Source organism: Streptomyces sp. NPDC091282, from assembly GCF_044757385.1.
Classification (GTDB): Bacteria; Actinomycetota; Actinomycetes; order Streptomycetales; family Streptomycetaceae; genus Streptomyces; species Streptomyces gramineus.
Genome location: NZ_JBIVUX010000015.1, coordinates 1 through 12,348 on the forward strand (window position 1 = coordinate 1; position 12,348 = coordinate 12,348).

6 protein-coding genes are annotated in these 12,348 nt (G+C 72.8%); 2 read left to right on the forward strand and 4 right to left on the reverse strand.

Annotation, left to right across the window (positions count from 1 at the left end; all coding sequences use genetic code 11):
• Nucleotides 1–177: 177 nt before the first annotated feature.
• Nucleotides 178–2,952: a lectin gene (locus ACIQOE_RS40120; protein WP_401417023.1), complete on the reverse strand. Its 2,775-nt coding sequence runs from the start codon at nt 2,950–2,952 to the stop codon at nt 178–180.
• Nucleotides 2,953–3,287: 335 nt separating this feature from the next.
• Between ACIQOE_RS40120 and ACIQOE_RS40125 the strand changes: the two genes are divergently transcribed.
• Entirely contained in the window at nt 3,288–4,760 is a 1,473-nt protein-coding gene (locus ACIQOE_RS40125) for an FGGY-family carbohydrate kinase (RefSeq protein WP_401417025.1), read from the forward strand.
• A gap of 103 nt (nt 4,761–4,863) precedes the next feature.
• On the opposite strand, the gene ACIQOE_RS40130 is transcribed toward ACIQOE_RS40125, so the two are convergent.
• The 3 genes from ACIQOE_RS40130 to ACIQOE_RS40140 all read right to left on the reverse strand — a co-directional run bounded on the left by ACIQOE_RS40130 (nt 4,864) and on the right by ACIQOE_RS40140 (nt 8,416).
• On the reverse strand, nt 4,864–6,015 hold the full coding sequence (locus ACIQOE_RS40130; protein ID WP_401417027.1) for a DUF3103 family protein: 1,152 nt from the start codon (nt 6,013–6,015) through the stop codon (nt 4,864–4,866).
• 278 nt (nt 6,016–6,293) lie between these two features.
• Nucleotides 6,294–7,022: a FadR/GntR family transcriptional regulator gene (locus tag ACIQOE_RS40135; RefSeq protein ID WP_401417029.1), complete on the reverse strand. Its 729-nt coding sequence runs from the start codon at nt 7,020–7,022 to the stop codon at nt 6,294–6,296.
• A gap of 182 nt (nt 7,023–7,204) precedes the next feature.
• Nucleotides 7,205–8,416: a 4-hydroxybenzoate 3-monooxygenase gene (locus tag ACIQOE_RS40140; protein WP_365562418.1), complete on the reverse strand. Its 1,212-nt coding sequence runs from the start codon at nt 8,414–8,416 to the stop codon at nt 7,205–7,207.
• Nucleotides 8,417–8,589: 173 nt separating this feature from the next.
• Here ACIQOE_RS40140 and ACIQOE_RS40145 point away from each other — a divergent pair, with 173 nt between their 5' ends.
• Nucleotides 8,590–12,324 carry a family 78 glycoside hydrolase catalytic domain gene (locus ACIQOE_RS40145; RefSeq protein ID WP_401417031.1) on the forward strand — a complete coding sequence of 1,245 codons (3,735 nt, stop codon included), beginning with the start codon at nt 8,590–8,592 and terminating at the stop codon, nt 12,322–12,324.
• Nucleotides 12,325–12,348 lie beyond the last annotated feature (24 nt).

Genomic DNA, 12,348 nt, shown 5'->3' on the forward strand with positions numbered 1-12,348 from the left:
GGGGGGCCCTCCCGCCGGGGGGCCGTGCGCCCGGGGCGCCCCCCGCGGGGGGGGCGGGGGCCCCCCCCCGCCCGCCCGGCCCCCGCGGGGGGGGGGGGGGGCGCCCCCCCCCCCCCCCCCGCCGGTGCTTCCGGCGCCGGGCACGCCGGGGGGCGCACCCGGCCGCCGTCGCGGGACTCAGCCGGGGAGCTTCCAGTTCTGCGCCGCCGTGGCGTTGCAGGTGTAGAGCTGGAGCTGGGTGCCGTTGGCCGTCGAGGAGTTGGGGTCGTCCAGGCACAGCTTGGACTCCGGGTTGACCAGTGACCCGTTGGCTCCGGCGGTCCACTGCTGGGCGCCGCTGCCGTTGCAGGTCCACAGCTGGATCAGCGTGCCGTTGGTGGTCCCGCTGTGGTCGGCGTCCAGGCACTTGCCGAGGGTCCGGATCGTTCCGTCACCGGCGACGATCCAGTCCTGGGCGTAGGTGCCGTTGCAGCCCCAGATCTGGACATGGGTGCCGTCGGAGGTGCTGGAGGACGCGTCGTCCACGCAGAGGTTCGAGGCCACCGCCGAGGTGAGCGGGCCGATCCGCGGCGAAGCGGGCGCGGTGGTGTCCCCCGCGTACGAGGGCGGAGCCGCGCTCGCCGCCGTCGCCCAGGAGGTGTTGGCACCGGTGCCCAGGGTGAAGTCGAGCGTGCCGCCGGACGTGATCGCCGAGGTGGGCGCGTAGGCGTTGTTCCACGCCGAGCCGTTCCACGCCGCGGACTGCACGTACGGGGCGTTGTCCGCGGCCCCGTTGCCGTTCACGGTCAGCGTCCTGCCCGAGGGCAGGGTGATCACGGCCTGCGTGAACAGCGGTGAGCCGAGGGCCAGGTCGGAGGTCCCGGGCGTCTCGGGGAACATGCCGAGCGCCGACCACACGTACCAGGCGCTCATCGCGCCGAGGTCGTCGTTGCCGTCGGCGAGACCGCCGGGCGTGTTGGACCAGATCTGGTCCTGGATCGCCCGCACGGTGCCCTGCGTCTTCCAGGGCTGCCCGGTGTAGTCGTACTCCCAGGGGAGTTCGATGCTCGGCTCGTTGCCGACCCAGGCGTAGCCGTTGGCGCCGGTGTAGCTGCGCAGCACGGTGTCCAGGTAGTGGTTCATGGCGGTGTTGCCGCCCTTGGCGCGGGCCAGGCCGCCGACGTTGAACGGCACCATCCCGGTGTAGATCCAGGAGTCGGCCTCGACCATGTCGGTGCCGCTGGTCGGGTCGAAGCCGCCGGTCCACGAGCCGCTCGCGTTGCGGGGCTCCACGAAACCGGAGGCGGGGTTGAGCACGTTGCGCCAGTCCTGGGCGCGGTTGGCGTAGGTCTTCTGGTTCGCGGTGTCGCCGAGCGCGCCGGCCAGCGCCGAGATCGCGAAGTCGGCCGTGTCGTACTCCAGGGTGGTGGCCACCGGGCCGTAGAAGTTGCAGCAGCCGTAGCTGCCGTCGTGCGGCATGTAGCCCGGTGAGTTCAGGTAGCCGAGTCCGGGACGGTCGTTGTTGGCGGTGCTCGCCTGCTTGACCATGTCGGCCAGGGCGGTGGCGGTGTCGAAGTTCCGGGCGCCGAAGGCGTAGTAGTCGGCGAGGATGGCGTCCGCGGGGTCACCGACCATGACGTACGACTCGCCGTTGTTCTCCGACCACTTGGGGAAGATGCCGGTCTGCGCGTAGTCGTCGACCATCGACTGGGCGGTGTCGGAGGCGACCTGCGGGGCGACCAGCGCTTCGAGCTGGGCCTGCGAGCGGTAGATGTCCCAGCCCGAGTAGTTCGCGTACACCGCGCCGTGGCCGGAGTCCACGGTGTGCGTCCTGCCGTCGAAGCCGTAGTACTGGCCGTTGCTGTCGCTGATCACGTTCGGGTGCAGCAGCGAGTGGTACAGCGCGGTGTAGAAGCTCTGCTGCTGCGCGGCGGTGCCGCCGGCGATCTGCACCTTGCCGAGCGTGCTGTTCCACGCGTTCTGGGCGGCGGTGCGGGTCGCGTTGAAGTCCCAGCCGCCGTTCTCCGAGGTCCGGTTGGCGACCGCGTTGGCGACCGAGACGTAGGAGACGCCGACCTTGGCCTGCACGACCGGGTTGGACGTGGTGTTGAAGGTGACGTAGCCGTTCGAGGCGGCGGCGGCCGGGGTGGCGGCGTCCTTGGTGGCCTTCGGTTCCGCGGCCCTCGGGCTCTTGCCGTGCAGCACCGGCGCGCCGGGCTTCCCGGCGGCGTTCTTCGACGCCTCGGCGGGGGCCGAGGCGGCTGCCGGCGCCTTGGCGACCGAGCTGCCCTGCGACGCGAACGGCTGGTCGAAGACCATGTCGAAGTACACGGTGTAGGTGTTCCCGGCGCCGCAGAAGCGGCCGCTGGTGATCTGCCCGCTCACCTCGGTGTTCGACACCTTGGTGAACTGGGTCGCACTGGCACCGTTCTGACTGCCGGTCAGCTTGAAGACAAGGTTGGCCTGGCTGGTCGAGGGGAAGGTGAAGCGGGCCATGCCGCTGCGGGTCGTGGTGGTCAGCTCGGTGGTCACCTGGTTGTTGAGCGTGACCTTGTAGGACCCCGCGGACGCCGACTCGTTGGCGTGCGAGAACGCGTCCGTGGCACCGGTGTTCACGGCTCCCACCGTGGGCAGCACCGGTATGTCGCCGGCGGCGCCGCAGCCGGGTCCCGCGATGTGGGTCAGGCTGAAGCCGGTGATCGACGAGTCGCTGTACTCGTAGCCCCCGCCGTCGGGACGCGACGGCGTGTCGGGGCTCCACTGCACCATGCCGAACGGGACGTCGGCGCCCGGGAAGTCGTCGGCCTGGTTGGACGTCCCGATGAACGGATTGACCAGAGTCGCAGGCGAGGTGACGAGCGCGGCCTTCCCGGCCGCCCACGCGGGCGTGCACAGTCCGGCCGCGGCGAGCGCCGCGGCGGCGAGGAGACCGATCGCCATGGTTCCGGGCGGTCTCGACAGTCGAGTGATCACGGGGTGTGCTCCTCTACTCGGAAGTGGAGGCCAGACAACGTTGTCTTCGCGTCGAGAACGCGACCCGAGGAGGGATGGAGCGCCGAGATCGCCTTGATCGCCGCAGGCTGACAACGTTGTCCAACCGTGGAGATGAGGTGCCTGAGATGCGAGTGCCTGGCGGGGACCCTGGGCCGTGATCGCCCGAGGGGCAGAGCGGGAACTCCTCGTGAAGCTAGCCACAAGGCAGGAGCATGTCAACGATTGCGGCAACCCCCGCTCCCCGCGGGCGCGGTCGCGCTCACCGGCCCGTGCGAGCGACTACGGTGGCGGATCCGGCACCAAGGGAGGCACACATGATCGACGTCGTCCTCGGAGTGGACGTGGGCACTTCCAGCACCAAGGGCGTGGTCGTCGACGGGGCGGGCCGCATCCTGGGCGAGGCCGTACGACGTCACGTGGTCGACCGTCCCCGGCCGGGGCACGTCGAGATGGACGCACAGGTGTGGTGGGACGAGTTCGTCTCGCTCGCGGCCGAACTCCTCGACCGCGACGACATCGCCGTGCGGGCCGTGGGAGTCAGCGGCATGGGCCCGTGCACGCTGCTGGTCGACGGCGCGGGAGAGCCGGTGCGGCCGGCGGTGCTGTACGGCGTCGACACCCGCGCCACGGAGCAGATCGCCCGGCTGAACCAGGAGTTGGGCGAGGACACGATCTTCCGCAGGTGCGGCTCCGCGCTGTCGTCGCAGGCCGTCGGCCCCAAACTGGCCTGGATCCGGGAGCGGGAACCCGAGGCGTGGTCACGCGCCCGCCGTCTTCTCATGCCCGCGTCCTGGCTGGCGCAGCGGCTGACCGGCGCCTACGTGCTGGACCTGCACTCGGCCAGCCAGTGCACTCCGCTGTTCGACATCCACGGACGCCGCTGGATCGCCGAGTGGGCCGAGCGGATCGCCCCGGGCATCGAACTGCCCCCGCTGCACTGGCCGGGTGAGGAGGCCGGACGGGTACGGACGGCCGTCGCGGGCATCCCGGCCGGCACTCCGGTCGTCGTGGGGACGATCGACGCCTGGAGCGAGGCCGTCAGCGTGGGCGGCCACCGGGTCGGCGACCTGATGCTGATGTACGGCACGACGATGTTCCTGGTGAACACCGTCGACCGGCTCGTGACCAGTCCGTCGATGTGGTCGACGGTCGGCGCGCTGCCCGGCACCCGCTGCCTGGCGGGCGGCATGGCCACGTCCGGAGCCGTCACCGACTGGCTGGGGCACCTCTTCGGCGACGTCGGCCACGGGGTGCTGTTCGACGAGGCGGCCGCGTCGCCGCCGGGCGCGAACGGCCTGGTGATGCTTCCGTACTTCGCCGGGGAACGCACCCCCCTGATGGACCCCGAAGCCCGCGGCGTGATCGCGGGCCTGACGCTGGGTCACAGCCGGGGCGACCTCATGCGGGCGGCGCTGGAGGCCACCGCCTTCGGGGTGCGGCACAACGTCGAGACGATGCTCGCGGCCGGTGCCGACATCCGGCGGATCGTCGCGGTCGGCGGCGGCACCCGGGGCGGGCTGTGGCCGCGGATCGTCAGCGACGTCACCGGTCTCGAACAGGCCGTCCCGCGCACGACCATCGGCGCGAGCTACGGCGCCGCGTTCCTGGCCGCCGGACTGGTCGGCCGGCCGGACATCACGGCCTGGAACCCGGTGGAGTCGGTGGTCCGGCCCGATCCGGCCACCGCGGCCGTCTACGAACGCCGGTTCGCCCAGTACCGGGACCTGTACACGGGCACCGCCCCGGTCGTCCACGCCCTGGCCCACGACCAGGAGACCGGCCCCTGAAGCCGCGGACGAGGGGCGCCCGACCGGACCGGGCGGTGCGGTCGGACGCCCTCGCGGACCGTTCACCGGCGGGCGGTGAACGGTCCGCGCTCGTGCGCCGGGGCTACAACTCCGAGACGAAGTAGGGCTCGACGGTCATCCAGCCGTTGCCCGAGGCGCCGTTCAGCCGTCCGGTGGAGTTCTGGGCGAGGGTGTACCAGGACTCCACGTAGTCGGGGTCGTCGGTGAACCAGCTGTCGGGGATCGCGCTCAGGACCGCGTTCACCAGCGGGATGTAGGTGCCCTGGTCGGTCACGGTGAGCAGTGCCGTGGTGATCGCCTCGGCGAGCGCACGGTAGTTGGTGCCGTCGTCGTCCTCCATCATGACGACGTCGGCCAGGTCGTACTTGTAGGTGGACCAGTTGACCAGGATCTGGTTCGGGTAGTAGACGGTGCCGTCGTAGTCCAGGTAGGGCATGTCCACCGAGTCGACGCGTGCGGCGCCGTCCTGGCCGAAGCCGGTCACCAGCGAGAACATCTCGGCGGCACCCTTGAACCACGGCTCCTCGTCGTCGTTCACCTCGACGGCCGTGACCTTGGTGGCCCACCAGCCGCCGTTCGCGGCGGCCGCGCCGGCCGCCGTCCTCGGCCGGGAGGCCAGACCCTTGTCTGCGAAGGCGTTCTGCAGCACCCGCAGCCCGGCTCGGTGCGCCTTGGTGACGTCGATGTCCAGGACGTACAGCGGCCGGTCGGGGACGCGCGCGGTGTCCACGGCGTGGGCACGGCCCTGACTGTCGTACGCCGTGAGGCTCCTGGCGTCGTCGGCGGTCGCGGCGACCGCGATCCAGGGCGTGGCCCCGGCGGTCAGGCCGGACCGCATGGACGGCGCGCCGAGCCGGACGCGCAGCAGCGATCCGGTCGACGCGGGCAGGCCCTTCAGTCCCGCGATGCGGCGGTCCGCCGCGGCGACGGAGGCGAACAGGTCCCTGCCCCCGGCGGCGGTGGCCCCGCCCGTGAGCGCCTGGAGGTCCACGTCCTCGGCGCCGAGCGCGGCCGTACGGACCTGCGCGCGCCAGCGCGGGTCACGCAGCGAGACGGACAGCGTCCGCGCGATCTCCTGCTCGGCCGCGCCCACCGCGGACGTCCGCGACGGTGCCGACCGGTCCCCGGCGTCCCGCTGCGGCGCGGCGATCGCCGGCTGGACGGTGCCGCCGACGGCCGCGGACAGCATCACGCCGACGAGAAGGCCGCGTCTCTTGCTTGATCTGCTCACCATGCTCCTAGTGGTGTCGGTCGCCGCCGCGCCCACGGTGGGCGGGCGGCCGTATCGGGGGTGCCGGGCCCGGATCGCCTCGGGTCCCCGGCGCCGCCCTCGCCGGGCGGCCTTCGGAACCTCGCGATTGACCCGTGCATGACATAAAGAGAACGGGGGGGGGTGAACGGGCGCGGGCGCATGCCGAGGGGCGCGCCTGAGCCTGCCGGTTCGGCCGTGCACGCCATGCCCGCCGCACCCGGGAGGACCGGCGGGGCGGGCGTCGGGGCCGGGACGCGCGGCTAGCGGGGGCTGTCGGCGGCCGGGCGGCCGCGCGGGCTGCCCAGTGAGCCGAGCATGATCTTCTCGGTGCCCGCGAGGTACGTCTCCGCGGCCCGCCGCGCGCCTTCGCCGTCCCGGTCCACCACGGCGCGCACCACCGGCGCGAGCCGGTCCGCCGCACGCGCCGCGTCCTCGAACGGCGCCCGCAGTGCGGCCCGTACCGGGAGGTAGGCGTTGAACAGCGTGTTCGTGAGGAGCAGGTAGACGCGGTTGCCCGTGGCCCGCGCCAGTTCGCGGTGCACTTCGGCGTCGGCGAGCTGCACGGCGTCGGCGGCGGCGGCGTCCGCGACCTGGCGGAGCAGGTCCTCCAGCCGCCGGGCCTGCCGTGCGGTGCGCCGGACGGCCGCGCGGCCGGCGATCAGGACGCCGACGTGGCGCCGTACCTCGAAGACCTCCCGCAGCCAGGTGGGATCCTGTGCGGCCAGCATCGGAAGCAGGTCGGCGCCGCCGACCCGCAGGTAGTCCAGGATGCGGGTGCCGATGCCGTGCCGGGTGCTGAGCAGTCCCGCCTGCTCCAGCCGGGTCAGCGCGTGCTTGAGGGTCGTACGGGTGACTCCGTACCCGGCGGCCAGCTCCCGCTCCGGGGGCAGCAGCGATCCCGGTTCGTGCGTGCCGTTCAGGATGTCGTCACGCAGCCGTGCTTCCAGCAGGTCGACCACGGTTCGGCGCGGAATGCTCTCGACGGCCACGGAGGATCTCCCAGGCTTCGGTCGGTCGTTCAGCGGCTCACCGGTCCGGTGGCCCACTGGTGCAGCGACTTCTTGGTCCAGTGGCTCAGCCACCGCCTCAGTGAAGCAGGCCCCTTCCCGTCACGTCAATCACCCGACAGAACACCCTGGTTGCCCGCGAAGGGTGCTGCACGGCAGCGCTCCTACGCCAGGTCCAGCCCCGTCATGAGTTCCGCGAAGGAGCGGGCGGCCGTCGGGGACGTGAAGAGCCGGTCGAGGCGGGCGCGGGCCAGGTGGCGCAGGAACGGGCCCGACCCGGTGTCGTCGCCGGCGTCGTGGACCGTCCGGGTCAGCCAGTGGGAGAACTCCTGGTCGCTCCAGACGCGCCGCAGACAGCGCCGCGAGTAGGTGCGCAGCCCGGAATCGTCGTCGTCGCGGACGTGGTCGCGGACGGCGCGGGCGAAGAGGTCGGCGTCGTACAGGGCGAGGTTCATGCCCTTGCCGCCCATCGGGGACAGGATGTGGGCGGCGTCTCCGACCAGGAACAGCCGTCCGTACTGCATCGGATCGTGCACCAGGCTGCGCAGCCGGAAGGTCTCGCGGTCGGTGATCTCGCCGGCGGTGAGGGCGGGGTCGGCCAGGCGGCTGCGCAGCGCTTCCCAGACGCGGGCGTCGGGCCAGGCGTCGGGGTGGTCGTCGGGCGGGCACTGGAGGTAGTAGCGGCTGCTGTGCGGCCCGCGGGGGAAGTGCGCCGCGAAGCCCTCGGAGCCGACCGCGAGCAGGGGGTGGGCGGGTGGCGGCGCGTCGGCGAGGACGGTGAGCCACCCGATGCCGTGGTCGAGGGTGTGGGCGGTGAGCACGCCGTCGGGGACGGCGGAGCGCGTGACGCCGTGATCGCCGTCGCAGCCGGCGACGAAGGCGCAGGTGATCGCGTGCCGGGTGCCGTCGGCGGAGCGGTAGCGGACGGTCGGGCCATCGCCGGTCAGGTCGTGCAGGGAGACGTCGGCCGTCTCGTAGCGCAGGTCGGCGCCGTCGGCGAGCAGCGTGGCCGTGAGCTTCTGGACCAGGACCTGCTGGGGACACAGGCGCGCGGGAGGACCCTCGGCACCGCCGGTGTCGTCGACGAAGTGAGGCTCGCCGTCCACCCGGAACTCCAGGATGCCGTCGTGCGGAGCGCCGCCCAGCACCAGGTCGGCCAGTCCCCAGGACTCGAACATCGCGACGGCACGGCTCTCCACGATGCCGGCCCGCTGACGCTGCGCCACGTACGCGCGGCTGCGGCGCTCCAGGACGACGCAGTCGATTCCGCACCTGCGCAGCAGCGCGGCGACCGTCAGTCCGGCCGGACCCGCGCCGATCACCACGACGGTCGCGGACTGCGCGACCTCCCCCGACGTGCTGTCCGCTTCGGTCACTCGGCACCTCCGCGGCCAGCGTAGCCGAGTGAATGAAACGATGCGCCACTCTATTGACGCCGCTCATCAACTTTCATACATTTCCACCGCATTAACGGTTTGAAACGTTTCAATCACGCCGTTCGCCCACCGAGCCGTCCTGCTTCGCCCAACCCGTGTGAAGGAGTACTCCGTTGGCCAGTCAGACCGCATCCCCCGCTCCCGGCTCGCCGGAATCCCCGGTCAGCAGACGCGGCTTCCTCGGCACGGCGTCGGCGCTGGCCGCCGGTGCCCTCGCCACGGGAGCCGTCGGCACCTTCGCCGGCCCCGCGCTGGCGGCCGGCGCACCGGCCGGGCCCGTCGCGCTGTCCCCGGCCCGCTGGATCTGGTACCCGGAAGGCGACCCCGGCTCCTCGGCCCCCGCCGGACACCGCTACTTCCGCGGCCGCTTCTCCGTCGCCGAGGGCGAGGTGACCGAGGCCCAGCTCGTCGTCACCGGTGACGACTCCGTCGACGTATGGCTGAACGGCAAGCCGCTCGCCGCCTCCCGCAGAGTCGCGGAGTCCTGGCGCGCCGCCCTGTACGTGGACCTGCGGCCCGCCCTCACCGCGGGAACCAACACCATCGCGCTGGCGAGCCGGAACGACGGCGGCGCGGCCGGCGTCATCGGACGGATCCGGGTACGGACCGCCGGCGGCACGACCGAGGCGGTGACCGACGGCGGCTGGTCCGCGGGCAAGGACGTGCCGGCGGGCTGGGAACAGCCCGGCTTCGCCGACGACGGCTGGCCGTCGGCCCGGGACCTCGGCGCCTACGGCACGGCTCCCTGGTACTCCCGGGTCGCCGCTCCCGACCTCTCGGCCCCGTCCCCGCTGAGCGTGGCCGCCGCCACCGTCGAGCGCCGTACCCTCCCCCTCGGCATCGACACGGCGCACCCGCGCTTCGGCTGGATCCTGGACTCGGCCGAGCCGCAGCAGCGCCAGGGCGGTTACCAGATCCAGGTCTCGTCCACGTCCGGCGGCAGCGGCGACCTGTGGGACAGCGGGCGGGTCCCGTCCGACCGGCAGATCGACATCGCCTACGCCGGGACGCCGCTGAAGAGCCTGACCCGCGGCTTCTGGCGGGTGCGCGTCTGGGACACGCAAGGCCGGGCGTCCGCGTGGAGCACACCGGCGTGGTTCGAGACGGGACTGCTGGCGCCGGCGCAGGAGTGGTCCGCCGACTTCATCGGACGGGCGCCGGGCCAGGACCTCTCCGGGGCCGCCTGGATCTGGTACCCGGAGGGTGATCCCGCCTCCCAGGCACCCGTGGCCACCCGCTCGTTCCGGCGCACCTTCACGCTGGACTCCGCGCCCGCCGCCGCGACCCTGATCGTGACCGGGGACGACACCGCGGACGTCTGGGTCAACGGAACCCGGGTGAGCAGCTCCCGACGCGTGACCGACTCCTGGAAGACCGCCGCGACGGTCGACGTCACCGCGCGGCTCAGGAGCGGCGCCAACACCCTGGCGATCGCGAGCGCCAACACGACCCTGTCCCCGGCCGGGCTGATCGCCAAACTGACCGTCACCGGCGGCCCGACGGTGGTCACCGACGACGGGTGGCGGGCGCACCAGGACCCGCCCGCCGGCTGGCAGGACCCGGGGTACGACGACGGCGCCTGGCCCGCGGCACGCGCGCTCGCGACCTACGGCGGCGGCCCGTGGGGGTCGAACGTGCAGGTCGTGGGTCCGGCACCGATGGTGCGCACGAGTTTCGAGGTGCGCGGGCGGATCGCCTCGGCACGGCTGCTGACCACCGCGCTGGGCCTGCACGAGACCCGCCTCAACGGCGCGAAGGTCGGCGACGACGTGCTGGCGCCCGGCTGGACCGACTACGCCAAACGCCTCCAGTACAAGGTGTTCGACGTGACCGCGCGGCTCCGGCAGGGAACCAACGTGCTCGGCGCCTGGCTCGGCAACGGCTGGTTCTCCGGCAACCTGGGCTTCGCGGGCAGCCGGCACTACGGCACCCGGCCGTTCTACGGCGCACAGCTCCTCGTCACGTACGCCGACGGGTCCACCCAGCTGGTGAAGACCGACCGCGGCTGGCGCACGGCCACCGGCGCGATCACCGCGGACGACCTGTACCAGGGCGAGAGTTACGACGCGCGGCTGCACGTCCAGGGCTGGGACTCGCCCGGTTTCGACGACAGCGGCTGGAGCGCCGTCACAGTCCGGGACGGAGCCGTCCCGCCCCTGGTGGCGCAGGTCGACAACGGGGTCACCGTGCAGCAGGAGTTCCGCCCCGTCTCGGTCACCGAGGCACGGCCCGGGGTGTGGATCTTCGACCTGGGGCAGAACTTCGCCGGCTGGAACCGCGTCGCGGTCCGCGGCGACGCCGGCACCACCGTCACCGTCCGGCACGGCGAGGTCCTCAACCCCGACGGCACGCTGTACACCACCAACCTGCGCGGCGCGCAGGCCACCGACTCCTTCACCCTCGCCGGCACCGGGACCGTGGAGACGTACGAGCCCCGGTTCACCGTCCACGGCTACCGGTACGCCGAACTCAGCGGCCTGCCCGCCGGTTTCCGGCCCGACGCCACCACCGTCACCGGCCGCGCGGTGTGGACGGACGCCCGGCAGCCGGGCTCGTTCAGCGCCTCCGAACCGCTGCTCAACAAGCTCCAGCACAACATCGTGTGGGGCGAGCGCAGCAACATGCTCTCGATCCCCACCGACTGCCCCCAGCGGGACGAACGCCTGGGCTGGACGGGTGACATCGCCGCCTTCTGCGCGACCTCGACCTTCAACCTGGACACGCACGGGCTCCTCGCCAAGTTCGTCGACGACCTGGCGGACGCCCAGCAGGCCGACGGCGCCTTCACCGACGTCGCGCCGGCGGTGACCGGCGGGGCCGGCACGGCCGGCTGGGGAGACGCGGGAGTGGTCATTCCGTACACGCTGTGGCAGCGGTTCGGCGACCTCACCGTCGCGGACCGGCACTTCGCGGCGATGGCCCGCTGGGTGGACTACCTGCAGGCCACCTCCGGCAGCGACCTGATTCGCGATCGGACGACCTACGGGGACTGGCTCAACGTCGACGACAACACGGCCCAGGACCTCATCTGCACCGCCTACTCCGCCTGGTCGGCCCGTCTGGTGGCCCGGATGGCGGCCGCCACCGGCCGCGCCGCCGAGGCCGACTCCTACGGTCAGCTCGCCGACCGGGTCGCGGCCGCCTTCCGCGCGCGGTTCGTCTCGGACGACGGCACGGTCCGCGGCGGCACCCAGACCGGCTACGTGCTGGCCCTGGCCTTCGAGCTGCTCCCGGCGTCCCTGGCCGGTGCGGCGGCGGACCGGCTCGCCGCGAAGGTCGCGGCCACGGACGGACACCTCAGCGTCGGCTTCCTCGGCGTGGAGAACCTCCTGCCGGTGCTGGCGGACCACGGCCACGTCGAGACGGCCTACCGGATCCTGCTCCAGCACGGCTTCCCCGGCTGGGGCTACATGATCGACCACGGGGCCACCACGATCTGGGAACGCTGGGACGGCATCCGCACGGACGGCTCCTTCAACGACCCGGGCATGAACTCCTTCAACCACTACGGCCTCGGGTCGGTCGGTGACTTCCTCTACCGCCAGGTCGGCGGTCTCGGCCCCGCGAGCCCCGGGTACGCCGCACTGCGCATCGCGCCGCGGCCGGGCGGCGGTGTGACCTCGGCCGTCAGCACGTACGACACGCCGTACGGCGCCGCGGCCAGCAACTGGGCCGTCTCCGGGGGCCGGCTGCGGCTGCACGTCACCGTGCCCGTCAGCACCTGGGCCTCCGTCACCGTGCCCACCTCACGGCCCGAGTCGGTCGCCGCCCCGGCGCAGGCCGTGCCGGCGGGCCCGGCGACGTACCATCTGCCCGCCGGTGCCTACACCTTCACGGCGAGCGTCTGACCGGCCCGGACCGTACGCGGGGAC